The organism is Pseudoxanthomonas sp. z9, from assembly GCF_006542425.1.
Classification (GTDB): domain Bacteria; phylum Pseudomonadota; class Gammaproteobacteria; order Xanthomonadales; family Xanthomonadaceae; genus Pseudoxanthomonas_A.
Window position 1 is genome coordinate 339992 of sequence record NZ_VFID01000003.1, and the last position, 21895, is coordinate 361886.

Consider the following 21895-nt stretch of genomic DNA (forward strand, 5'->3'; position numbering starts at 1 on the left):
TTGGATTCCCCTTCGGTCTTCTCGAATGTTCTTCGTTACTGTTTACGTTACGTTCGCCGGTCGAATGTGGTGTACGCCCACGCGCTGCATGGCCACCCTGATCGCTTCCAGGATTCCGATCGATGTCCGCGTCAACCGCACACGCGTCCATTCCCGATGCTATAGCCAGATCGTTCCGGTTTTCATTGGGGGCAACCATGGATGCAGGCCAACCCTGCGTCATCGCACTGATACATACCCACCCGGCACGCCCTTCGGCGACAGCACCACCTGCCACAGCTGCGAGCGCCGGCTGCGGAATGTCGCCATCGAGGCAGCCAGATAGAAACGCCACATGCGGCGGAAGCGTTCGTCGTAGCGGGCATCCAGATTCGGCCAGGCGCGTTCGACGTTGGCGCGCCATGCCTGCAGGGTGCGATCGTAGTCGGTGCCGAAGCTGTGCCAGTCCTCCAGCACGAACAGGCCTTCGCTGGCCTGCGCGATCTGCGCGGCGGACGGCAGCATCGAGTTGGCGAAGATGTACTTTCCAATCCACGGGTCGGTGTGGTTGACCGAGCGATTGGTGCCGATGGTGTGCAGCAGGAACAGGCCGTGTTCCGGCAGGACGCGGCGGGCGGTTTCAAAATAGGTGCGGTAGTTCTTGACGCCGACGTGTTCGAACATGCCCAGCGAGAACGCGGCGTCGAAGGATTCGCGCAGGTCGCGGTAATCCTGCAGGCGGATCTCGATGGGCAGGCCCTTGCACAACTCGCGGGCGTATTCGGCCTGCTCCTTCGAGATGGTCACGCCGACGCCGGAAATGCCGTAGCGTTCGGCGGCGAACTTCAAGGCCTCACCCCAGCCGCAGCCAATGTCCAGCACGCGCATGCCGGGTTTCAGTTGCAGCTTGCGGCAGACCAGATCCAGCTTGGCCGCCTGTGCGTCGTCGAGATTGTCGGCCTGGCGCCAGTAGCCGCAGCTGTAGACCAGACGCGCGCCGAGCATCGCGTGGTAGAGATCGTTGCCCAGATCGTAATGGCGCTCGCCGACTTCGCGGCTGCGGCGGCGGGTCTGCGGGTTGAACAGCCGCGCGAACAAGGCGTCGCGGATTTCGCCGGTGCCGTGCACGCGCTCGTCCAGACGTGCGTTCAATACGTGGAACAGGAAACCATCCAGCGATTCGGCATCCCAGTCGCCATCCATGTAGCCTTCGCCCAGGCCCAGCGAGCCCTGCGCCAGCATCCGCGCGTAGGTGCGCGGATCGTGTACCTGGATATCCCAGGGCCGGTCGCCGCCAATCCGCACATCCGCTTCCGCCAGCAGTCGTTCGACCCGTTGCGCGAAGCGTGACGTGCTCATGGCAGGCCCTGTTGTGCGAAGCCTATTGGGCGAACAGCCCGCTGTAGGCGGGCGCCAGGTGCGGACGCAGCACCGAGGCCGGGACGTCCACGGTCTGGGTGCCGTCGGCGTACGGCCCCACCTGGTATGGCGGGAATACGAAGCGCAGCGCGCTGATGTGGCCGGTGGTGTCGAGGACCGGCACGAACTGGGCGAAGTTCTCCGCCTTGGGCTCCGTGCCGTCGTCGATCATGCGCGAGGCGTTTTTCAGTACTTCACTGCGTTCGGCCGGCTCCAGTTCGTCGGCATCCGCGCGCAGGGTGACGCCGGTGAGCAGTTGTTCGCGCACGTAATCGCTGACCGCCTGCCAGCCGGCGGCGTTGGCAATCAGGTCATTGGCCGACAGCAGGTGGTTCTGTTGCGGCAGCCAGACGAAGCGCGCGATCAGCGGCTGGCCGTGGGCGCCGCCGGTATAACGGCTGCCGTCGGCGGCGACCGCGACGACCTGCGGGGTTTCCAGCAGCTTTTCGAAGCTGAGCGAGAGTTCGTAGGGCGCGGTCGGCTTGTCGTTGCCGAAGCCGTCCACCGCTTCCATCAGTTCGCCGCGGGCGGCGTGCGCGTAATCCGACAGCGCCTTGGCCAGGCCGGGGTAACGATCGATGCCCGGCGGATAGGTGATGCCGACGACGTAGCGCTCGTTGGTCTCGATGACGTCCTTGAGCTCGACCGGCGCTTCCGGCGCGACGGGGCTGGTGGCGGGTGCGCCGGCTTCGGGCGCGGCGGCGGTCGGCGGCTGGGCCGCGTCGGGTTCGCGCTTGCACGCGGCCAATGCCAGCACCAGGGTCGCGGCCAGCAGGGAAATGCGATGGACCTGTTTCACGTCAGGGGCTCCTTCCACTCAACGAGGCGACAGTTTATGCCGCGTCGCAGCAGCGCTCCAGCCCCGGCCGCGGGAATACAGTGTTCACGCCAGCAGGGCCACGCCCGGAAAATCACGCCAGCAGGTCGGCGTACTCGGGGTGGCGCTGGACATAGACCGCCGAGTACGAGCAGGCCGGCACCACCTTCCAGCCGGCGGCCCGCGCGTGGTCGAGCGCGGCCTTGACCAGTTGCGCGGCGATGCCGCGTCCGCCGATGGCCTCGGGCACGCCGGTGTGCTCGATGACCATGCGGCCGTCGCGCAGGCGGTAGATCAGTTCCGCGTCGTGCCCGTCCACCGAGGTGGAAAAGCGCTGGCCATCGGGGTCGTGCTGAATCGTGATGTCCATCACTATCTCATTGAATATTCGGGGGTTCCATTCTGCCCGCGTGGCCGGGAATGCGACAGAAGCCGACGCGGCGCGTCACTCTTGGTCACGTCAAAAAGCTGACGGACAGCGCTATTTCACAGTGTTTTCACTCCGGGCACCGGGTTGGCACGGTCTGTGCGTAATCCCCGGCAAGCCATCCGGTAGGGAACACCCATGAGCGCCAACGATCATCCGTCCGAGACCGCATCCGTCGCCAGCGATTTCACCCTGCTGGAAGGCCTGTTCCAGTTGACCGTCACCGGGCATACCGAGGACTGGGAATTCGAGCGCCTCAACAATGCCGTGTACGAGCGCCTGCTGTCCAACTACGCGCAAGAAGAAATCGGCAGCGTCCCGCTCTCCAAGACCCTGATGGCGGGTTGAGGCAAAGCCTCCCCGCCTTTCCACGACACCACCCGGTCCCGCGCACGTGACCGGGTGGATACCATCGGTCCATCGGTGCGGGCATCCCGCCCCGCTTTCCGGACCCTCATTCTTCGCCGCGATGATCGCGTTTGCCCTGATTGCGGCGATCGCGGGCGCTCATGCTGCCCTGGATGGCCTTCATCCGGCTCTCGGCGGCGTGCAGATCCACCTGCCTGGCCGCGGCGCCGGATGACTGGAACCCATCGGCCTGCGGCGGAATGCCCGTATGAGCCTGATCCAACTGCTGCCAGGGTGCGGGTTCGCGATCCTGCTGCTGTTTCTCGGCAAGCAGTTCGCGGGTGCGCGCCAAGGCCTGTTCAGGGCTGATACGGCGCTTGCGGGCGGCGGGGGTCCCGCGCGCGGCCGCGCGCTTGCGGGGCGCGGAAGCCGCGGTTCGCCTGTTCGTCGCCTTGCCGGCTGGCGCTTTCTTCGCGGTGGATTTTCTTGCCGCGGTCTTCTTCGCTGCCACCTTCTTGATCGCGGCTTTCTTCACGACGGCCTTCTTGGCCGCGACTTTCTTCCGCGCGACCTTCTTCGCCACCATCTTTTTCGCGGGTGCCTTGGCGCGCTTGCTCGTGGTTGACTTGCGCGTGGTGGCCTTCTTCGCGGCTTTCGTGGTCTTCCGCGCGGTCTTGCTGGCCGTTCCAGCGCCGGTCTTGCGGACGCGGGCGCCCGCCTTTTTCGCCGTGGCCTTGCTGGCGGTCTTTGCCACGGTCTTCCGGGTGGCCTTCTTCGCGGTCTTCTTCGCCGCTTTCTTCGCGGCCTTGCGGGGCGTGCTGCGTGTACGTGTACGTGTCGCCATGTTGCCTCCACGGGTGTGGTTCACCCGTGGGATAACACAGCGGATCTTCAGATCAGGTGATTGGCGCCGCCGCGTTCAGCTGCCGAAACGGCTCAGCTGGGCAAGGAAGTGGCTCAGCACCTTCGGTTCCATGGCGATCATGAAGAGCACGCCGTAGGCGGCGCCGGCCAAGTGCGCGCCATGGTTGACGTTGTCGCCGCCACGCTTGTCCATCCAGATGCTGTAGGCGACGTAGAGGACGGCGAACACGATCGCCGGCATCGGGATGAAGAACACGCCGATCATCGCCCACGGATTGATCAGGATGAACGCGAACAGCACCGCCGACACCGCGCCCGACGCGCCCAGGCTGCGGTAGTTGGGATCCTTCTGGTGCTTGAGGTAGGTCGGCAGGATCGAGACCACCAGCGCCGACAGGTAGAAGCCGATGTAGACCAGCACGCTGCCCGTCAGCTCGGTGACCACGCCTTCCATGATCCGGCCGAAGAAGAACAGCGTGACCATGTTGAACAGCAGGTGCCAGATGTCGGCGTGGATGAAGCCGTAGGTCACCAGCCGGTCGTACTGCTTGTTGCGGTCGATGGCTGGCGGCCAGAGGATCAGGCGGCCGGCCAGCGCGGGCGTGCGGAACGCCAGCAGCGAAACCACCGAGGTGACCAGGATCAGGATCAGGGTAATGGGGGCTTGCATGGGGGATTCTCAGACCGCGCGGTAGTTGTCCTGCATCGGATAGCTCCGCGCGTAAAGGGCGAACACGAGCGCCGCCAGGAAGGCGAAGCCGGCGAAGAAGAACATCAGGAACGCATTCTCGCTCAATCCGGTGCTGGCGATGTGGGCGGTGACGGTGTCGTTGCGGACGCCGGCGTTGGTCAGCAGGACCCACAGGCTGCCGAAGGTGCTGGTCAGGTACCAGAACGCCATGATCACGCCCTTCATGGCCTGGGTCGCCTGGCTGTAGGCGAATTCCAGCGCGGTCGCCGAGACCAGGATCTCGCCGAAGGTCAGCAGCGCGTACGGCAGGATCTGCCAGGCCAGCGAGACGGGGTCGCCGCCGTCCATCCACAGCTGCAGGGTACCGGCGACCACCCAGGCCAGGCCGGAGAACGCGATGCCCCAGCCCATCCGGCGCAGCGGCGTGGGCTCGAAGCCGAGCTTGCGCAGGGCCGGGTACAGCACCAGGTTGTTGAACGGAATGAGCAGCATGACCATCGCCGGGTTCAGCGCCTGCAACTGGCCGGCGTCCTTGATCAGCCAGCCCGGCCACCACCAGACACCTTCGGGCATCACCATTTCCTTGCCCTGCAGCACCCAGGTGGAGGCCTTCTGGTCGAACAGCGACCAGAACGGGGTGACCAGCGCGAATACGATCAGGATGCGCAGCACGGCGCGCACGCTGTCCACCGCCGCATCCGGATGACGACCGCGCGCGCGTTCCAGTTGCATCGAAGCGCCCCAGCCGCCGAAGGCGATCAGCACGCCCAGCGCCAGGCACGCGGAAATGACGAATCCGAAGTCGTCCGGCCACCAGCCCGGCGCCAGGCCGAGCATTGACAGCGCCCACAGCACCAGCAGCGCCACCGCGATGACCACGCCCGCCATCGCCACCAGATATCCCCAGCGCCCCTCGCCTTCGCGGCGCGCGGCCAGCGCGGTGCGCACCACCCGCAGGAACGAATCCGGATCCTCGCCCGAGGGCGGCACGTTGACGTACTGCTTGCGCCCCAGCCAGAAGATGAAGGTGGCGATGAACATCAGGATGCCGGGGATGCCGAACGCCACCGCCGGTCCGTAACTGCGCAGGAACAGCGGCATCAGCAGCGAGGCGAAGAACGAACCGAAGTTGATGGTCCAGTAGAACGCATCAAAGACGATCTTGGCCTTGTTCTTGTTGCTCTGATCGAACTGGTCGCCGACGAAGGACACCACCAGCGGCTTGATGCCGCCCGAACCCAGCGCGATCAGGAACAGGCCGGTGTAAAAACCGGTGCGATGGCTCTCGAACAACGCCAGGCACGCATGGCCGGCACAGTAGATGAGCGAGAACCACAGCACGGTGTTGTACTTGCCGAAGTAGCGATCCGACAGCCAGCCGCCCAGCAGCGGAAAGAAGTACACGCCGATGACGAAGCTGTGGAAGACATCCTTGGCCACGCCCTGGCGCTCGGCCTCGGGCAGATACGCCAGCAGGATGCTGCTGGCCAGGAACTGCACCAGGATGTTGCGCATCCCGTAGAAGCTGAACCGCTCGCAGGCCTCGTTGCCGATGATGTAGGGAATCTGCCGAGGCAGTCGGCCGGCGGTGGCTTCGCTGGGAGTGGTCATCCGGTGTTCCGTTGGCAAATTGCGGGAAGGTTACCGTATCCGGTCCGGGGGGTCGAACCTCCTTGGTCATGCTGGGCGCGGCCGTTTCAGCCCGGCATCATGCGGGGCTTTCGCCCCTCCGGATACCGCCCATGATCCGTCCGCTCCACGCCGCCGTCCTGCTCGCCCTCGCCCTGCCCGCCCTGCCGATGGCTTCCGCATCCGCCGCCACGGCGGATCTGGCCACCGTGTCCGAGCAGTCCGGCTTCGTCCGCACCGGCCGCTACGAGGAAGTCATCGCGCTGTGCGATCGCTTCGCCAAGGCGTATCCGAAAGCGGTGCGCTGCATCGAATTCGGCACCACCCCCGAAGGCCGGCCGATGAAGGCGCTGGTCGCCTCCACCCGCGGCGCGTTCACCCCGGATCAGGCGCGCCGCCAGAACCTGCCGGTGGTGTTGATCCAGGGCGGCATCCACGCCGGCGAAATCGACGGCAAGGACGCCGGTTTCCTGGCCCTGCGCGAGGTGCTGGAAGGCAAGGCCGCCGCCGGATCGCTGGACAAGCTGGTGTGGGTGTTCGTACCGGTGTTCAACGTCGACGGCCATGAGCGCTTCGGCGCCTGGAACCGCCCCAACCAGCGCGGCCCGGTGGAAATGGGCTGGCGCGTGACCGCGCAGAACTACAACCTCAACCGCGATTACGTGAAGGCCGACGCGCCGGAGATGCAGGCGATGCTGCGGCTGGTGCAGCAGTGGGATCCGCTGGCCTACGTGGATCTGCATGCCACCGACGGCGCCCAGTTCGAGCACGACATCTCGGTGCAGGTGGAACCGGTGCACGCCGGCGACGAGGGACTGCGCGTGGCCGGTCGCGCGCTGCGCGACGGCGTGCTGGCGGATCTGGCCAAGCAGGGCTCGCTGCCGCTGCCCTACTACCCGTCCTTCGTGGTCGGCGACGATCCGAGCTCCGGCTTCGAGGACAGCGTCGCCCCGCCGCGCTTCTCGCACGGCTATTTCCAGTTGCGCAACCGCATCGGCATGCTGGTGGAAACGCATTCCTGGAAGGAGTACCCGGTGCGGGTGAAGATCACCCGCAACACCATCGTCGCGACCCTGGACCAGATCGCCGCGCACGGCGCCGACTGGCTGCAGGCCGCGCAGCAGGCCGACGCGGCGGCGGCGAAGCTGGCCGGCCAGCCAGTGCCGCTGGAATGGGCGGCCAGCAAGCAAAGCCACACCGTCGAGTTCCGCGGCTACGAATACACCCGCACGCCGTCGGACGTGTCCGGCGCGCTGATGACCCGCTACGACGAAACCAGGCCGCAGATCTGGAAAGTGCCGATGCGCGACGATCTGCATCCATCGCTCAGCATCCCCGCGCCGGGTGCCGGTTATCTGGTGCCGGCCGCCTACGCCGGCTGGGTCGGCGAAAAGCTGAAGCAGCACGGTATCGAGTTCCGTCGCGTACCGGCGCTGGCGAAGGAAAATGTGGAAGCGTTCCGCGCCACCCGCACCCGTTTCGGCGCGCAGCCGGTGGAAACCCACCAGCGCCTGACCGTGGAAGGCGCGTGGGCGCCGGAAGCGCGCGACGTGCCGGCCGGTTCGCTGTTCGTGCCGATTGCCCAGCCCAAGGCGCGCCTGCTGATGGCGCTGCTGGAACCGCAGGGGCCCGACTCGCTGGCCGCCTGGGGCGAATTCAACAGCGCGTTCGAACGCAAGGAATACATGGAGGACTACGTCGCCGAGGACGTGGCCCGCAAGATGCTGCAGGATCCGGCGGTGAAGGCGGCGTTCGAGCAGAAGCTGAAGGACGATCCGGAGTTCGCCAAGAATCCGGGCGCGCGGCTGGAGTTCTTCTACCGTCGCCATCCGGCCTGGGACGAGCGCTTCAACCTGTATCCGGTCTACCGGACCAGCCGGGTGCCGTAATGATCGGGCCGGCCTTGGCTCTCATGGTCTCTGCAGGAAATCCCACATCGTCATCCCAGCGAAAGCTGGGATCCATTTCCCTGGGAACAACCAAGCAGCGGAGCAAGCTCCGCTCTAACCGATGCGTAGAGCCGAGTTTGCTCGACTACCCTTGCCAGGAACCCGCGGCCCGCCCTACTCGACTTTCATGATCCCGCGGCGCGGGGCGACGTTGCCCAACGTGTTCGCGGTGACCGGCGCGCCCAGTTCGATCAGGACTTCGCGCTGGTGCGCGACCGGCGTGCGCAGTGTCTTTTCCTCGAACCCGGCCAGCGCGCGGAAGGCCGGCAATGCCAGCGTGCGTTCGACGAAGGCGGCCGTGCGCGGCCAGCGCGCGGCGTCGATCTGGTAGCGCACGAACGCGGCATTGCGGAAGAATGCGGCGATGGCGATGTCGGCCATGCCGACCTCGCCGAACAGGAAGCCCTGCGCCGGCAACTGCGCTTCCAGGTAATCCAGTGCCTCCGGCAGTTCCTCCTCGCGCGCCTTGCGCACGACCTCCTCGTCCGGGGTCTCGTTGAACAGGTAACGCTTGACGCCCAACTGGTAGAACATCCGCCAGATGATCACCTCGCCCAGCCGCGAGTCGGCGAATTCCTCCAGCCAGCGCGCGCGGGCGCGGTCGCGCGGCGCAGCCGGATACAGCGACGGGGTCGGTTGCAGATCTTCCAGGTATTCGCAAATGACCGTCGAATCGTTGAGGACGAAATTCCCATCGATCAACACCGGAATGCGCCGCAGCGGACTCAATCGCGAGAAGGTCTCGTCGCCGATGAAGGGCGCGAATGGATCGATCCGGTAGTCGATGCCCTTCAGTTGCAGGCAGACCAGCACCTTGCGCACGTAGGGCGACAGGTAGTTGCCCAGGATCGTCACGGGTTCGCGCATGCGCCGGCTCCATTGGAAGTGCCGCGAGCCTGCGGGCTGCGGCGGGCCGGGGCAAGCCTCAGCCCAGCGCGGTATCCAGCGCCATCATCAGGCAGAAGCCGATGGCCAGACCCAGGGTGGCGAAGCCGCCGTGTCCGTGGCGGTTGGATTCGGGAATGACGCTGTGCGCGACCGCGGTCAGCATCGCGCCGGCGGCGAAGGCCAGGCCCCACGGCAGCAGCGCGGCGGAAATGCCCACCGCCCACGCGCTCAGCACCGCCGCCGCCGGTTCGACCACGCCCGAGAACGCGCCGATGAACACCGCCTTGGCCCGCGCCATGCCGGCACCGGCCAGGATCAGCGCCACCACCAGTCCTTCCGGAACGTCCTGCAGGGCGATGCCCATCGCCAGCCCCGCCGCGCCCGGCAGGTGGCCACCCGCCGCGACGCCCACCGCCATGCCCTCGGGCACGTTGTGCAGCAGGATCGCGAACACGAACACCAGCACGCGCGCCGGCACCAGCGGCGTGTCGGGATGCGCTTCGACCGGTTCGTCCACCAGCACCCGGTCCAGTCCCAGCAACGCCAGCGCGCCCAGCAGCAGGCCGCCGCTGATGAGTGCCGCCGCGCCCCAGCGTCCGTAGCCGATGCGTTCGGCCGCTTCCAGTCCGGGCAGCACCAGCGAAAAGGCCGTTGCCGCCAGCATCACCCCGGCACCGAAACCGAGCAGGCCGTCGGCCAGCCGCTGCGGCAGGCCGCGCACCACCAGCACCGGCACCGCGCCCAGCGCGGTGGCCAGTGCGCACAAGGCGCCGCCTCGCCAGCCGGCCGCCGCGCCCGTCGCATCGGCGGGCGCCGCCGCCAACGTCCACAGGCTCGCCGCCACGATCGCCGCAGTGGCGACCAGGTACGGCCAGGCGTTGGCCTGGCGGAAAGCCAGCGGTTGCAGCACGCGATTCATGGTCGGCGGGCTCCGGAACGGGCGCGCACGCGCGCCCCGCATGCGTCCGATACTAGCGCCGCTGCGGTCACGCGGCCATTCGGAAGCGCCGATGGCGGTGTTCGAGGCGCCCTATCGCCCCGGCGATGGCGTGTTCACATGTACTTCCAGTTGCGCGGCTTGCCTTCGGCCAGCCATTCCACCGACTGGGCGATGCGGCGCTGGCGGGTGTCCTCGCGCTTGGCCTCGGTCACCCATTCCACGTATTCGCGCTGCTGGCTGGGGCTGAAGCCTTCGAACGCGGACAGCGCCTTGCGTTGCTTCTTCAGCGCGGCGAGGAAATCCGCCGGCGGTTGCGGCGCCGGACGCGGCGTCGCCTGCTTGCGCGGCCCCGCCGCCTTGACGCCTTGCTCGTTCAACTTCATCGCCGTGCGGATCTGCGGCAGCAGTTGCTTCTTCGGCGGGATGTCGGCCAGCCGGGTCATCTTGCCGAAGCTGCCCATGCCGTCACGCGGCACGCCTTCTCCGACCACCAGCGCATGTTTCCAGAAACCGAACGAGGCGTGCTGCTTGAACGCCGCCATCCCGCACAGGATGCCGCCGGCATACACGAAAGTGGGCATGCCCCACTTGATCGTCTCCTCCACCTGCGGGCACGCCTCGTGGACGATTCCGCGCAGCTTCTCCAGGATCGGCTGCGCGAATTCGGCCGATCTGGCGATGTAGGCGTCGATGCGGGGATCGTGCCGGGCCATGGGATCGCTCCGTGGGACGTGCCGCCACTCTAGCGCGCCGGGTGCCGCCTCGCGCGCGTCCGTCACGGAGGGTGAAGCTTCGCGCGACTATCCTGTCGGTTTCATCAAAGGAAGGAACAGGACATGGTCTCCCGTCTCGCGCTCCCCGCGGCCCTGCTGCTCGCCCTGGTCGCCTGCCAGCCGAAGCCCGCCGGCGATGCTCCCGCCATGCCCGCCACGACGGCCCCTGCGGCGGCCGCCACCATCACCGGCGCGGCCAGCTATCGCGAACGGATCGCGCCGCCGCCGGGCGCGGTGCTGATCGTGCAGTTGATCGACAACCAGTTGGCCGATACGCCGACGGCGATCATCGCCAGCGCCGAGATCAAGGATGCCAAGGGCCCGCCGTTCGCCTTCGAACTGCCCTACGACACTGGCAAGCTGCGGCCCAACGGCAGCTACGGCCTGCATGCCAGCCTGCGCGATGCCGGCGGCAAGCTCTGGTTCGTCACCGACACCCGCACGAGCGTGGTGCCCGGCAGCGGCCAGCCGGCCAACCTGTCGATGATTCGGGTGGGTGCGGAATCGGCGTCCGCCGCGCGGCTGAAGACCCAGTGGCAGTGCGGCGACCAGCGCATCGCCGCGACCTTTGACAACGGCGCGGCCGACAACGTCACCCTGGATGTTGACGGCAAGCCGCTGGTGCTGCCGCATGCGGTGTCCGCCTCCGGCGCGCGCTATGCCGACAACGCCGGCAACGAGTTCTGGACCAAGGGCCGCGAAGGCATGCTGACCCTGGCCGGCAAGGACAAGCTGGATTGCAGCCAGACCGAGACGGCATCGCCGTGGGATGCGGCGCGCGGGCGCGGCGTCGCCTTCCGCGCGGTCGGCAACGAGCCGGGCTGGCTGGTGGAAGTGGGCGCCGGCAAAACGCCGTCGCTGCATGCGGAACTGGACTACGGCGAACGCAAGCTGGATGTCGCCTCCACCGATGCCATCGCGAACGGATTCCGTGGCCGCACCGCCGATGGCGTCGACGTCGCCCTGGTCGCCACGCGCAAGGCCTGCCAGGACGACATGAGTGGACAGGACTTCCCCGCCACCGCCGAACTGACGGTGGGCGACAAGACCTATCGCGGCTGCGGCCGCTTCCTGGCGGAGTGATCGTCATGCCGCGCCGTTCCCGCCATCGTTCCGGGTTCCGCAAGCCCGCCATCATCATCACCGTCCTGCTGCTCCTGGTCGCCGGCTGGTTCTGGCAGCAGCAGCGCGCGCGCCACGATGCGGTCGGCGAGGCACCGCCATCGATCGCCACCGATACCGGCGGACCGGGCGCGCGCGCCGAACTGCCGCTGCCACCGATCGAATCGACCCGGGTGGGCGCGGCCGCCACCGCGCCGGCGGCACCACCACCACCGGCGCCTTCGGCGTCCCCGGCGCCGGCCTCCGGCGACGCCCAGGCCGGACTGCCGGCGTTTCTGCCGCCGGAGGCGCACCGGACCCTGGCGCTGATCGCGCGGGGCGGGCCGTTCCCGAACCGCCAGGACGGCAGCGTGTTCGGCAATCGCGAGGGGAGGCTGCCCTCGCGCCAGCGCGGCTACTATCGCGAATACACCGTGGACACCCCGGGGCTGGATCACCGTGGCGCGCGGCGCATCGTCACCGGCGGCCAGCCGCCGGTGGAGTACTACTACACGGATGACCACTATGAGACTTTCCGCCGTTTCGACGTGCCCGCACAGGTGAAGCGATGACCGACTCCGGTTTCGACCTCGGCCTGGGCGACGCGCGCCAGGCCGGCGTGTTCTTCGTTACCAGCGAGGATCTGGATTCCCTGGGCGCCGCCGGCCGCGACGCCGGGCTGGGCGTGCGCCGGGTGGACCTGTCCGGCTGCGAGAACAAGGCCTCGCTGATGCTGCGGCTGGCGACCCAGCTGGATTTCCCGGACAGCACCGGCCGCAACTGGGACGCGCTGTCCGACAACCTGCGCGATCTGTCCTGGCTGCCGGCGCCGGGCTACGTGCTGCTGCTGGACCAGGGCGCGGAGCTGCGCGAGCGCGACGAGGGCGTGTTCGACACGTTGCTGGACGTGCTGGACGAGGCCGCGCAGTTCTGGGCCGCGCAGGAGGTGCCGTTCTGGGCCTTCCTGGCGCTGGACGAGGAAGATTTCGAGGACATGGACGCGCAGTTGTCCTGATCCGGCCGCGCGCCGTGCGATCATGGCGCATGAGCGAATTCAGCACCCTGCCCCTGCTCGACGGCCTGCGCCCCGGCGTCGAGGCCCTCGGCTATACCCACCTGACCCCCGTGCAGGCCGAGAGCCTGCCCGCCATCCTGGCTGGCCGCGACGTGATCGCGCAGGCCCCGACCGGCAGCGGCAAGACCGCCGCGTTCGGCCTGGGCCTGCTGCAGCGCCTCGATCCCGCCCTGGTCCGCGCGCAGGCGCTGGTGCTGTGCCCGACCCGCGAACTGGCCGACCAGGTCGCCCAGCAGATCCGCAAGCTGGCGATCGGCATTCCGAACCTCAAGGTCACCCTGCTGTGCGGCGGCCTGCCGCTCGGCCCGCAGATCGCCTCACTGGAGGCGCACGACCCGCACGTGGTGGTCGGCACCCCCGGGCGGGTGCAGGAACTGATGCGCAAGAAGATCCTGCACCTGGGCGGCATCCGCACGCTGGTGCTGGACGAGGCGGATCGGATGCTGGACATGGGCTTCGAGGAGCCGATCCGCGAAATCATCGGCCGGACCCCGCCCGATCGGCAGAGCCTGCTGTTCTCGGCGACCTTCCCCGAGGCCATCCGGACGATGGCGCGCACCAGCCTGCGCGACCCGCTGGAAGTCACCGTGGCCGCGCCGGAGGACGCCCGTACCGGCATCGAGCAGCGTTTCATCGAGGTCGAGCCGGCGCGGAAGCAGATCGCCCTGGCCGGCCTGCTGGCGGCCGAGCGGCCGGAATCGGCGGTGGTGTTCTGCAATACCCGCAAGGACACCGACGAGGTTGCGGTCTCGCTGCAGCATTTCGGTTTCTCCGCGCTGGCCCTGCACGGCGAGATGGAGCAGCGTGACCGCGAGGAAGTGCTGGTGCGCTTCGCCAACCGCAGCTGCAACGTGCTGGTCGCCAGCGACGTCGCCGCCCGCGGGCTGGACATCGACGACCTGGCGGCGGTGATCAACTACGACCTGCCCAGCGACGTGGATACCTACATCCACCGCATCGGCCGGACCGGCCGCGCCGGCCGCGACGGCCTGGCCATCAGCCTGACCACCCCGCGCGAGCGGCCGCGCACGGCGGCCATCGAGGAGCGGCTGGGCCAACCGCTGCGCTGGGACCGCGCGCTGCCGCCCGCGCCGCGTGCCGGCAGCGCCCCGGCCGCCGCGATGGGCACGCTGCGCATCGATGCCGGCAAGACCGACAAGCTGCGCCCGGGCGACATCCTCGGCGCGCTGACCGGCGACGCCGGCCTGCCGGCCGCGTCCATCGGCAAAATCGCCATCTTCGCCACCCGTTCCTACGTGGCGGTCGAACGGGGCAAGGCCGCGCAGGCGCTGGCCCGGCTCAACGCCGGCCGGATCAAGGGCCGCAGCTTCCGGGTGCGCCGGATCTGAACCCGGGCCCAGGCCCGGAAAAGAAAAACGCCGGGGCAAGCCCCGGCGTTTTCATTTGCGACGCGAAGGTCAGCGCTGGATTACAGCGGCTGCACCTGGTCGGCCTGCATGCCCTTCTGGCCCTGCACCGCCACGAAGGTGACCGCCTGGCCTTCCTTCAGCGACTTGAAGCCGGTGCCCTGGATCGCGCGGAAGTGCACGAACAGGTCCGGGCCGCTCTGCGGGGTGATGAAGCCGAAGCCCTTGGCATCGTTGAACCACTTGACGGTTCCGGTCTGACGCTCAGACATCTTTACTAACTCCTGAAACATGGTTTGGGTTGAAAAATCGCGGCGCCGGAACGTTCCGGACCGAGACTGAGTTTGCAGGCGTTGGTAAAGCGGGAAGATGTAGCAGATGTATCTACCGCATCAGGCTCACGATTCACGGTGACCCTGGCAAGCACAGTTCGCGCACTCTACCGGGCCTGCGGACCAAAAGCGACAGGTTTCCGACGCCTGGAGGTCCTTTTTCTTCAGTTTCGGCGGTTTCAACGGCTTCCGGGGCCGGATCCGGCCGCCGGACCCGTATCATGGCGCCCCTTTCCGCCCCCTCCCGACCCGCCATGGCGCTCAAGGCCACCGTCGTCAAAGCCGACCTCCAGATCAGTGATATGGACCGGCACCACTACGCCTCCTACCCCCTGACCCTGGCCCAGCACCCCTCCGAGACCGATACCCGGCTGATGGTGCGGGTGCTGGCGTTCGCCCTGTTCGCCGACGAGCGGCTGGAATTCGGCCGCGGCCTGAGCACCGAGGAGGACCCGGACCTGTGGCGCCGCGACTATACCGGCGACGTCGAGCTGTGGATCGACCTGGGCCAGCCGGACGAATCGCGCATCCGCCGGGCCTGCGGACGCGCGCGTGACGTGGTGGTGGTCAATTACGGCGGCCGCGCAGCGGATCTGTGGTGGGAAAGGAACGCCTCCGGGCTGGCACGCCTGCGCAACCTGACCGTGCTGGACCTGTCCGCCGCCGACGTGGACGCGCTGACTTCGCTGTTCGCCCGCGGCATGCGCCTGAGCGTGATGATCCAGGACGGCGAAGTGCAGCTGATCGACGATGCCCGCACGGTCACGGTAATCCCCACCCATCGCCAGCGTGCGGAAACCGCCCCGGCCTGACATGGCGCCGACCCATGACGTGATCATCGTCGGCGCCGGCGCCGCCGGCCTGATGTGCGCGCTGACCGCCGGCCAGCGCGGCCTGCGGGCACTGGTGATCGAACACGCCAACAAGGTCGGCAAGAAAATCCTGATGTCCGGCGGCGGCCGCTGCAATTTCACCAACACCGGCGCCGGCCCGGCCAATTACCTGTCCACCAATCCGCATTTCTGCAAATCGGCGCTGGCCCGCTACACGCCGGCCGACTTCATCGAGCTGGTCGAGCGCCACCGCATTGCCTACCACGAGAAGGAACTGGGCCAGCTGTTCTGCGACGTCTCTTCCAAGCTCGTCGTGAAGATGCTGCTGGACGAATGCCAGGCCGCGCACGTGCGCATCGAGACCCAGTGCAGCGTCGAGCGGGTGCAGGCGGTGGACGGCGGTTTCCGCATCGCCACCTCGCACGGCGTGTTCGCCGCGCCGTCGCTGGTGGTCGCCACCGGCGGGCTGTCGATCCCGAGCATGGGCGCCACCGGTTTCGGCTATGAACTGGCGCGCCAGTTCGGCCACGCGGTGCTGCCGACCCGCGCCGGGCTGGTGCCGCTGACCCTCAGCGGCAAGCACCAGGAACGCCTGCACGACCTCAGCGGCGTCGCGGTGCCGGTGGAAGCGCGCTGCGGCAAGCAGGCGTTCCGCAACTTCATGCTGGTCACCCACCGCGGCGTGAGCGGCCCGGCGATCCTGCAGATCTCCTCGTACTGGCAGCCCGGCGACGACCTGCGGCTGGATCTGCTGCCGGGACAGGACGCGCTGGCGTGGCTGAAGGAACAGCAGGCGCAGCGCCCGGCGGCGGAGCTGAAGACGGTATTGTCCGACGCCCTGCCGCGCCGGTTCGCCCAGCGCCTGTGCGAGGTGTGGCTGCCGAACCGGCCGATGCGCCAGTTCAACGAACCGCAATTGCGCGAGCTGGCCGGCGTGCTGGCGTCCTGGCCGTTGGTCGCCAGCGGCACCGAGGGCTATCGCACCGCCGAGGTCACCCTGGGCGGCGTGGATACCGACGGGCTGTCGTCCAGCACGATGATGTCGCGGCTTGTGCCGGGCCTGTTCTTCATCGGCGAGGTGGTCGATGTCACCGGCTGGCTGGGTGGCTACAACTTCCAGTGGGCCTGGGCGTCGGGGCACGCGGCGGGGATGGCGGTTTAGGGCCCTCCGGCAAGCCAGAAGCAAATCCCCCTCGGTCCCCCTTCTTCGAAGGGGGAGGTGTAGAGCCGAGCTTGCTCGGCTGCGGGATGTCTGGACGGCGCGCGAAGGCTCCAACGGCAGCGGAGCAGGCTCCGCGCTACGGGCGCATGGCCTGGGCGGCGAGTTCGAACGAGCGCAGGCGTTTGCCGTGGTCGAAGATGTTGGCGGTGAGCATGATTTCGTCCGGGCGATGGCGATCGATGAAGGCGCGGATGCCTTCGCGAACGGTATCCACGCTGCCGATCACCGAACAGGCCAGCGCCTGCGCCACGCCGAGCTTTTCGTGCGGCTGCCAGAACGCCTCGATGTCCTCGATCGGCGGCGGTACCAGCCCCGGCTTGCCGCGGCGCAGGTTGACGAAGGCCTGCTGCTGGGTGGTGAACAGGTACTTCGCCTCTTCATCGGTTTCCGCCACCACCACGTTCAACGCCAGCATCGCGTGGGGCTGGGCCAGGCGCGCGGATGGCCGGAAGTTGCGGTGGTAGACCATCAGCGCCTGATCCATCGCATCCGGCGCGAAGTGCGAGGCGAACGCGAACGGCAGGCCCAGCGCCGCCGCCAGTTGCGCACTGAACAGGCTGGAACCGAGCAGCCACACCGGTACTTCGATGCCGGCGCCCGGCACCGCGCGCACCGCTTGCTCCGGCTGCGCGGGTTCGAAGTAATGCAGCAGTTCGTTGACGTCCTGCGGGAACTGCTCGGCGTTGTCGAAGTAACGTCGCAGTGCGCGCGCGGTCGGCTGGTCGGTGCCCGGCGCGCGGCCCAGGCCGAGGTCGATGCGATCCGGATACAGCGACGCCAGGGTGCCGAATTGTTCGGCCACCTGCAGCGGCGAATGGTTGGGCAGCATCACCCCGCCCGCCCCGACCCGGATGCGCGAAGTCGCGCCCGCGACATTCCCGATCAGCACCGCGGTGGCGGCGCTGGCGATGCCGGGCATGTTGTGGTGCTCGGCCAGCCAGTAGCGCTGGTAGCCCCAGGCCTCGGCGTGTTGCGCCAGATCGCGCATGTTGGCGAAGGCGCGGGAAATGTCGCTGCCTTCGCAGACGGGCGCGAGATCGAGCAACGAATAGGGAATCATGGCAACTCCTGGCAGGCGATGCCTGCGTCGTGGGGACAGCGCGCCCGGCTTTCCAGCCCGGCATTCGGGATAGTGAATCCCGTGGACACCTTTCCCGTTCTTGTGGGAGCGACGTAAGTCGCGATGAAGCTTGACCGGTATTCCTTCGCGACTGACGTCGCTCCCACAAAGGCTGTTCCACAAGGCGGTGGAAGATCAGCTCAACAAATCGAACGGACCGCCCTGCTCCAGCGCCCGCTGGTACGCCGGCCGCGCATGGATGCGCGCCAGGAAATCGGCCAGTTTCGGATGGTTCTCCAATCCCGCGCGCGCGGCGGCGGCTTCCACCGGGAAGCTCATCTGGATGTCGGCGGCGCTGAAGTCCTCGCCGGCGAACCAGCGCGCCTTGCCCAGTTCGGCTTCCATGTAGTCCAGGTGCAGCCGGACCTGCGGGGATACGAAACCCTGCAATGCCTTGTCCGCGATCGAGCGCGCGATCGGCCGCGCGAAGAACGGCATCGGCGCCTTCTTCAGCCGCGAGAACACCAGGCTCAGCAGCATCGGCGGCATCGCCGAGCCTTCCGCGTAATGCAGCCAGTAGCGGTAGCGCAGGTGTTCGGCCGTGCCCGGCGACGGCGCGAACGCACGCGCGGCGTCATAGCGCTCGACCAGGTATTCCAGCACCGCGCCCGATTCGGCCAGGGTGTGGCCGCCGTCCACCAGCACCGGCGACTTGCCCAGCGGATGCACCGCGCGCAGCGAGGACGGCGCCAGCAGGGTCTGCGGATCGCGCTGGTAGCGGACCACGGTGTAGTCCAGGCCCAGTTCCTCCAGCAGCCACAACACGCGCTGGGAACGGGAATTATTGAGATGGTGGACGGTGATCATCGGCGGCCTCCGCGGGGAAGCCGCATCCTAGTACGGCCCGCCGCATTCCGGGTGACCGTCAGGAACTGCAGGACAGCATCGAACAACCCGCGCGTTCTCGCGCCCAGTCCGGGCGGCGCAGGGCGAAGCTCTCGCGGCCGGGCTGGTCGTCGTAGGGCCGCCGCATCACGTCCAGCAATTCGGCGATGCCGGCTTCATCGCCGGCCTCGGCGCGGTCGATGGCCTGCTGGGCCAGGTAGTTGCGCAGCACATAGCGCGGATTGGCCAGGCGCATCCGCTCCCGCCGCAGCGCCGGATCCAGGCCATCGGCCGCCACCCGTTCGCCCAGTCCGCGCAACCAGTCCAGCAGATCCGCGCCGATGGCCTCGCGCTTGGCGGCGTCGTAGAACGCGGCGTCGAAATGGGCGAGATCGGGCGCGGCGAGATCGGCATCATTCAGCGCACGGAAGAACAGGGTCATGTCGACCTCGCCCGTCCACAACAGTTCGTGCAGTCGGCGCATGCGCTCGGTGTCGCCGTCGCGATGCGCGTCCAGCCCCAGTTTGCGCGCGGTGTTGCCGCGATCGGCGGCGGCATAGGCATCCGCGTAGCGTTGCAGGCCGTCCTGCAAGGGCTCGACCGAGCCGAACAACGGCGACAGCGCGTGCGCCAGCCGGGTCAGGTTCCAGTAGGCCACCTTCGGCTGCCAGCCGAAGCGGTAGCGGCCGCCGGCCGCATCGGTGGTATTCGGGGTCCAGTCCGGATCGTAGTTGTCGATCCAGCCGTACGGACCGTAGTCGATGGTCAGGCCCAGCACCGACAGGTTGTCGGTGTTCATCACCCCGTGCACGAAGCCGACCCGCATCCATTCGCCCATCAACCGCGCGGTGCGTTCGCAGATGGCGGCGAACCAGTCTCCGTACAGCGCCTCGCCCTCGCCCGTCAGTTCCGGAAAATCGCGGCGGATGCAGAAATCGGCCAGTTGCCGCAGCAGCGGCACGTCATCGCGCGAGGCCGGCAGCTCGAAATGGCCGAAGCGCAGGAACGAAGGCGCCACCCGGCAAACGATCGCGCCGGGCTCGGCTTTCGGATGGCCGTCGTAGAACATGTCGCGTACCACCGCCTCGCCGGTCGCCACCAGGCTGAGCGCGCGGGTGGTGGGAACGCCCAGGTGATGCATCGCCTCGCTGCACAGGAACTCGCGGATCGACGAACGCAGCACCGCGCGGCCGTCGGCGGTGCGCGAATACGGGGTCGGGCCGGCGCCCTTCAGCTGCAGTTCCCAGCGCCGCCCCTGCGCATCCACGGTCTCGCCCAGGGTGATGGCGCGGCCATCACCCAGCTGGCCGGCCCATGCGCCGAACTGGTGGCCACCGTAGTTGGCCGCGAACGGCTGCATGCCCGGCAGGATCGCGTTGCCGCCGAACACCTGCGCGAACATCGGAACGGCCAGATCCGCATCAGTGAAACCCAGCACCTGCGCCATTTCGCGCGACCAGGCGATCAGCCGCGGCGCGACCACCGGCGTCGGCATGACCGACGACCACGCCGCACCCAGCACTTCGCGCCGGCGCGATCCCTGCTCCGGATCGCCGGGAAGGTCGCGCACGAAAGCGTTGTCGTAGCGAATCGACCGCATGGCGTTCACGCCATTCCGGCGGCCAGCGGCTTCAGTTCCGGATCCAGCGCCACCCGCTCGTCGAACACGAAACAGCCGCCGTCGTAACCGTGTCCGCCGACTTCCTCGAAGTAGCCGAGGATGCCGCCATCCAGTTGCAGCACGTTGTCCATGCCATCGGCGCGCATCCACAGCGCGGCCTTCTCGCAGCGGATGCCGCCGGTGCAGAAACTGACCACGGTCGCGTCCTTCAGCACTTCGCGGTGCGGCGCCAGCGCTTCAGGCAATTCGGTGAACCGGGTGATCGGCAGGGTCAGCGCGCCGGCGAAGGTGCCGTGGGCGAACTCCTGCGCGTTGCGGGTATCCAGCAGGACCACCCGCCGCCCTTGGTCGTCCCTGCCGCCTTGTTGCAGCCAACGCAGCAGTGTTGCCGGCGCCACGGCTGGCGCGCGGCCGCCCTCCAGCGGCGAGGCGTCATCGCGACGGAAGCTGATGATTTCCGGCTTCACCTTCACCTTCAGGCGGGCGAACGGCGACGCCGCGCTGTGGCTGTACTTGACCCGCAGGCCGGTGAAACGCGGATCGGCGCGCAGCGGTGCCAGGAACCCCTCGATGGCCTCGCCGCCGCCGGCCAGGAACAGGTTGATGCCCTCCGCGGCCACCAGCACGGTGCCGCGCAGTGCCAGCGCCTCGCCGCGCGTGCGCAGCGTATCGGCCAGGGCATCGGGGACGTCGATGGGGGCGAAGTGGTAGGCGGCGATATTGACGATCATCCGCGCATTTTACCCAGGCGGCGTCAGCGGCCCCGACTGTCGTCGCCAATATTCAACCAAATGGTTGACAATGATGCCGGGCAAGGATAATCATCAACCTCATGGTTGAATATTCTCCCGCACAGCTCGACAGCCTGTTCCACGCCCTGTCCGACCACACCCGGCGGCGCATGCTGCGCAGCCTGGGCGGCCAGGCTCGCAGCGTGGGTGAACTCGCCGCGCCGTTCCAGATCTCGCTGGCCGCCGCCTCCAAGCACATCAAGGTGCTGGAACGCGCCGGCCTGGTCACCCGCACCGTGCAGGGACGCACCCACCTGTGCCGGCTCCAGCCCGAAGCGCTCGCCGCCGGTCAGGCATGGATCCGCTACTACGAACAGTTCTGGAGCCAGCGCCTGGATGCACTGGCGGAAGCGCTGGGCGAACCGCCCGCCACACCCTCGCCGCCCGCTGCCTCGCGGGCACCACGCCGCAGGAAGACGCCATGAACGACACCATCGAGGTACAGGTGACGCGCCCGTTCCGCGCCCGCGCCGAACAGGTCTTCGATGCCTGGCTGGATCCCGCCTGGCTCGGCCGCTGGATGTTCGGTCCCGACGTGCGCGCGGAAAAGGTGCTGCACCTGCGGACCGAACCACGCGTCGGCGGCGGTTTTTCGTTCCTGGTCGAGCGCCAGGGCCAGACCATCGATCATGTCGGCACTTATCAGCGCATCGAGCGCCCGCGCCGGCTGGTGTTCACCTGGGCGATCCGCGGCGAGTCCGACGAAGACGCCAGTACGGTCGCCATCGACATCGCCGACACGCCCGAAGGCTGCATGCTGACCCTGACCCACACCCTGCCCGCGCGCTGGGCCGACTACGCGCCGCGTACCCGGCAAGGCTGGAGCACCATGCTCGACGCCCTGCAACGCCTGTTCTGATTTCCCGAACCCGATCCGGAACGCC

24 protein-coding genes are annotated in these 21895 nt (G+C 68.0%); 10 read left to right on the top strand and 14 right to left on the bottom strand.

The window, feature by feature from the left end:
• Positions 1-219 precede the first annotated feature (219 nt).
• The 3 genes from cfa to FG323_RS03950 all read right to left on the bottom strand — a co-directional run bounded on the left by cfa (position 220) and on the right by FG323_RS03950 (position 2585).
• Positions 220-1338 carry a cyclopropane fatty acyl phospholipid synthase gene (gene cfa / locus FG323_RS03940; RefSeq protein ID WP_141453134.1) on the bottom strand — a complete coding sequence of 373 codons (1119 nt, stop codon included), beginning with the start codon at positions 1336-1338 and terminating at the stop codon, positions 220-222.
• A 22-nt stretch (positions 1339-1360) separates the two neighbouring features.
• On the bottom strand, positions 1361-2197 hold the full coding sequence (locus FG323_RS03945) for a DUF3298 and DUF4163 domain-containing protein (protein ID WP_141453135.1): 837 nt from the start codon (positions 2195-2197) through the stop codon (positions 1361-1363).
• A gap of 112 nt (positions 2198-2309) precedes the next feature.
• The gene (locus FG323_RS03950; RefSeq protein ID WP_141453136.1) at positions 2310-2585 is read right to left on the bottom strand and encodes a GNAT family N-acetyltransferase; all 276 of its coding nucleotides are present in this window, start codon (positions 2583-2585) and stop codon (positions 2310-2312) included.
• Between the two features lie 195 nt (positions 2586-2780).
• Here FG323_RS03950 and FG323_RS03955 point away from each other — a divergent pair, with 195 nt between their 5' ends.
• Positions 2781-2990 carry a hypothetical protein gene (locus FG323_RS03955; protein WP_141453137.1) on the top strand — a complete coding sequence of 70 codons (210 nt, stop codon included), beginning with the start codon at positions 2781-2783 and terminating at the stop codon, positions 2988-2990.
• 106 nt (positions 2991-3096) lie between these two features.
• Here FG323_RS03955 and FG323_RS03960 read toward each other — a convergent pair whose 3' ends face one another.
• From FG323_RS03960 to FG323_RS03970, 3 genes are all read right to left on the bottom strand, one after another.
• Complete coding sequence (locus tag FG323_RS03960; protein WP_181444078.1) at positions 3097-3834, bottom strand: histone; 738 nt, start codon at positions 3832-3834, stop codon at positions 3097-3099.
• Positions 3835-3909: 75 nt separating this feature from the next.
• Complete coding sequence (locus FG323_RS03965; RefSeq protein WP_141453138.1) at positions 3910-4524, bottom strand: rhomboid family intramembrane serine protease; 615 nt, start codon at positions 4522-4524, stop codon at positions 3910-3912.
• A gap of 9 nt (positions 4525-4533) precedes the next feature.
• Positions 4534-6156, bottom strand: coding sequence for an oligopeptide:H+ symporter (locus FG323_RS03970; protein ID WP_141453139.1), 1623 nt, complete (start codon positions 6154-6156; stop codon positions 4534-4536).
• A gap of 131 nt (positions 6157-6287) precedes the next feature.
• Here FG323_RS03970 and FG323_RS03975 point away from each other — a divergent pair, with 131 nt between their 5' ends.
• Entirely contained in the window at positions 6288-8063 is a 1776-nt protein-coding gene (locus tag FG323_RS03975) for a M14 family metallopeptidase (protein WP_141453140.1), read from the top strand.
• Between the two features lie 174 nt (positions 8064-8237).
• Here FG323_RS03975 and FG323_RS03980 read toward each other — a convergent pair whose 3' ends face one another.
• From FG323_RS03980 to FG323_RS03990, 3 genes are all read right to left on the bottom strand, one after another.
• Positions 8238-8990 carry a glutathione S-transferase family protein gene (locus FG323_RS03980; protein ID WP_141453141.1) on the bottom strand — a complete coding sequence of 251 codons (753 nt, stop codon included), beginning with the start codon at positions 8988-8990 and terminating at the stop codon, positions 8238-8240.
• A gap of 58 nt (positions 8991-9048) precedes the next feature.
• Entirely contained in the window at positions 9049-9930 is an 882-nt protein-coding gene (locus FG323_RS03985; RefSeq protein WP_141453142.1) for a ZIP family metal transporter, read from the bottom strand.
• 134 nt (positions 9931-10064) lie between these two features.
• Complete coding sequence (locus FG323_RS03990) at positions 10065-10664, bottom strand: YdeI/OmpD-associated family protein (protein WP_141453143.1); 600 nt, start codon at positions 10662-10664, stop codon at positions 10065-10067.
• Positions 10665-10787: 123 nt separating this feature from the next.
• Between FG323_RS03990 and FG323_RS03995 the strand changes: the two genes are divergently transcribed.
• Genes FG323_RS03995 through dbpA form a run of 4 tightly spaced genes read left to right on the top strand, consistent with a single transcriptional unit; the run spans position 10788 to position 14249 of the window.
• Positions 10788-11807: a YbaY family lipoprotein gene (locus FG323_RS03995; protein WP_141453144.1), complete on the top strand. Its 1020-nt coding sequence runs from the start codon at positions 10788-10790 to the stop codon at positions 11805-11807.
• A gap of 5 nt (positions 11808-11812) precedes the next feature.
• Positions 11813-12397, top strand: a complete 585-nt coding sequence (locus FG323_RS04000) for a ribonuclease domain-containing protein (protein ID WP_255470012.1) — start codon at positions 11813-11815, stop codon at positions 12395-12397.
• Positions 12394-12840: a barstar family protein gene (locus FG323_RS04005; protein ID WP_141453145.1), complete on the top strand. Its 447-nt coding sequence runs from the start codon at positions 12394-12396 to the stop codon at positions 12838-12840. The genes FG323_RS04000 and FG323_RS04005 overlap by 4 nt, the downstream gene beginning before the upstream one ends.
• 29 nt (positions 12841-12869) lie before the next feature.
• On the top strand, positions 12870-14249 hold the full coding sequence (gene dbpA / locus FG323_RS04010; protein ID WP_141453146.1) for an ATP-dependent RNA helicase DbpA: 1380 nt from the start codon (positions 12870-12872) through the stop codon (positions 14247-14249).
• Between the two features lie 80 nt (positions 14250-14329).
• Here the strand turns inward: dbpA and FG323_RS04015 are convergent, their stop codons facing one another.
• Positions 14330-14539 carry a cold-shock protein gene (locus tag FG323_RS04015; protein WP_079722614.1) on the bottom strand — a complete coding sequence of 70 codons (210 nt, stop codon included), beginning with the start codon at positions 14537-14539 and terminating at the stop codon, positions 14330-14332.
• Between the two features lie 314 nt (positions 14540-14853).
• Between FG323_RS04015 and FG323_RS04020 the strand changes: the two genes are divergently transcribed.
• Positions 14854-15411 carry a YaeQ family protein gene (locus FG323_RS04020; RefSeq protein WP_141453270.1) on the top strand — a complete coding sequence of 186 codons (558 nt, stop codon included), beginning with the start codon at positions 14854-14856 and terminating at the stop codon, positions 15409-15411.
• A 1-nt stretch (position 15412) separates the two neighbouring features.
• Positions 15413-16594, top strand: coding sequence for an NAD(P)/FAD-dependent oxidoreductase (locus FG323_RS04025; RefSeq protein ID WP_141453147.1), 1182 nt, complete (start codon positions 15413-15415; stop codon positions 16592-16594).
• Positions 16595-16730: 136 nt separating this feature from the next.
• On the opposite strand, the gene FG323_RS04030 is transcribed toward FG323_RS04025, so the two are convergent.
• The 4 genes from FG323_RS04030 to FG323_RS04045 form a co-directional block, all read right to left on the bottom strand.
• Entirely contained in the window at positions 16731-17714 is a 984-nt protein-coding gene (locus FG323_RS04030) for an LLM class flavin-dependent oxidoreductase (RefSeq protein WP_141453148.1), read from the bottom strand.
• Between the two features lie 195 nt (positions 17715-17909).
• Positions 17910-18581, bottom strand: coding sequence for a glutathione S-transferase (locus FG323_RS04035; protein WP_141453149.1), 672 nt, complete (start codon positions 18579-18581; stop codon positions 17910-17912).
• A 58-nt stretch (positions 18582-18639) separates the two neighbouring features.
• Positions 18640-20199, bottom strand: a complete 1560-nt coding sequence (locus FG323_RS04040; RefSeq protein WP_141453150.1) for a YdiU family protein — start codon at positions 20197-20199, stop codon at positions 18640-18642.
• Between the two features lie 5 nt (positions 20200-20204).
• Positions 20205-20951, bottom strand: coding sequence for a sulfurtransferase (locus FG323_RS04045; RefSeq protein ID WP_141453151.1), 747 nt, complete (start codon positions 20949-20951; stop codon positions 20205-20207).
• Positions 20952-21052: 101 nt separating this feature from the next.
• On the opposite strand from FG323_RS04045, the gene FG323_RS04050 reads away from it, so the two are divergent.
• Entirely contained in the window at positions 21053-21436 is a 384-nt protein-coding gene (locus FG323_RS04050; protein ID WP_141453152.1) for a metalloregulator ArsR/SmtB family transcription factor, read from the top strand.
• Positions 21433-21870 carry an SRPBCC family protein gene (locus FG323_RS04055; RefSeq protein WP_141453153.1) on the top strand — a complete coding sequence of 146 codons (438 nt, stop codon included), beginning with the start codon at positions 21433-21435 and terminating at the stop codon, positions 21868-21870. Before FG323_RS04050 ends, FG323_RS04055 begins: the two co-directional genes overlap by 4 nt.
• Positions 21871-21895 lie beyond the last annotated feature (25 nt).

Bases quoted from the DNA above. Each gene is read 5' to 3' on its own strand.
- cfa (WP_141453134.1), bottom strand. From the start codon at position 1,338: ATGAGCACGTCACGCTTCGCGCAACGGGTCGAACGACTGCTGGCGGAA.
- FG323_RS03950 (WP_141453136.1), bottom strand. From the start codon at position 2,585: ATGGACATCACGATTCAGCACGACCCCGATGGCCAGCGCTTTTCCACC.
- FG323_RS03955 (WP_141453137.1), top strand. From the start codon at position 2,781: ATGAGCGCCAACGATCATCCGTCCGAGACCGCATCCGTCGCCAGCGAT.
- FG323_RS03960 (WP_181444078.1), bottom strand. From the start codon at position 3,834: ATGGCGACACGTACACGTACACGCAGCACGCCCCGCAAGGCCGCGAAG.
- FG323_RS03965 (WP_141453138.1), bottom strand. From the start codon at position 4,524: ATGCAAGCCCCCATTACCCTGATCCTGATCCTGGTCACCTCGGTGGTT.
- FG323_RS03970 (WP_141453139.1), bottom strand. From the start codon at position 6,156: ATGACCACTCCCAGCGAAGCCACCGCCGGCCGACTGCCTCGGCAGATT.
- FG323_RS03975 (WP_141453140.1), top strand. From the start codon at position 6,288: ATGATCCGTCCGCTCCACGCCGCCGTCCTGCTCGCCCTCGCCCTGCCC.
- FG323_RS03980 (WP_141453141.1), bottom strand. From the start codon at position 8,990: ATGCGCGAACCCGTGACGATCCTGGGCAACTACCTGTCGCCCTACGTG.
- FG323_RS03985 (WP_141453142.1), bottom strand. From the start codon at position 9,930: ATGAATCGCGTGCTGCAACCGCTGGCTTTCCGCCAGGCCAACGCCTGG.
- FG323_RS03990 (WP_141453143.1), bottom strand. From the start codon at position 10,664: ATGGCCCGGCACGATCCCCGCATCGACGCCTACATCGCCAGATCGGCC.
- FG323_RS03995 (WP_141453144.1), top strand. From the start codon at position 10,788: ATGGTCTCCCGTCTCGCGCTCCCCGCGGCCCTGCTGCTCGCCCTGGTC.
- FG323_RS04000 (WP_255470012.1), top strand. From the start codon at position 11,813: ATGCCGCGCCGTTCCCGCCATCGTTCCGGGTTCCGCAAGCCCGCCATC.
- FG323_RS04005 (WP_141453145.1), top strand. From the start codon at position 12,394: ATGACCGACTCCGGTTTCGACCTCGGCCTGGGCGACGCGCGCCAGGCC.
- dbpA (WP_141453146.1), top strand. From the start codon at position 12,870: ATGAGCGAATTCAGCACCCTGCCCCTGCTCGACGGCCTGCGCCCCGGC.
- FG323_RS04015 (WP_079722614.1), bottom strand. From the start codon at position 14,539: ATGTCTGAGCGTCAGACCGGAACCGTCAAGTGGTTCAACGATGCCAAG.
- FG323_RS04020 (WP_141453270.1), top strand. From the start codon at position 14,854: ATGGCGCTCAAGGCCACCGTCGTCAAAGCCGACCTCCAGATCAGTGAT.
- FG323_RS04025 (WP_141453147.1), top strand. From the start codon at position 15,413: ATGGCGCCGACCCATGACGTGATCATCGTCGGCGCCGGCGCCGCCGGC.
- FG323_RS04030 (WP_141453148.1), bottom strand. From the start codon at position 17,714: ATGATTCCCTATTCGTTGCTCGATCTCGCGCCCGTCTGCGAAGGCAGC.
- FG323_RS04035 (WP_141453149.1), bottom strand. From the start codon at position 18,581: ATGATCACCGTCCACCATCTCAATAATTCCCGTTCCCAGCGCGTGTTG.
- FG323_RS04040 (WP_141453150.1), bottom strand. From the start codon at position 20,199: ATGCGGTCGATTCGCTACGACAACGCTTTCGTGCGCGACCTTCCCGGC.
- FG323_RS04045 (WP_141453151.1), bottom strand. From the start codon at position 20,951: ATGATCGTCAATATCGCCGCCTACCACTTCGCCCCCATCGACGTCCCC.
- FG323_RS04050 (WP_141453152.1), top strand. From the start codon at position 21,053: ATGGTTGAATATTCTCCCGCACAGCTCGACAGCCTGTTCCACGCCCTG.
- FG323_RS04055 (WP_141453153.1), top strand. From the start codon at position 21,433: ATGAACGACACCATCGAGGTACAGGTGACGCGCCCGTTCCGCGCCCGC.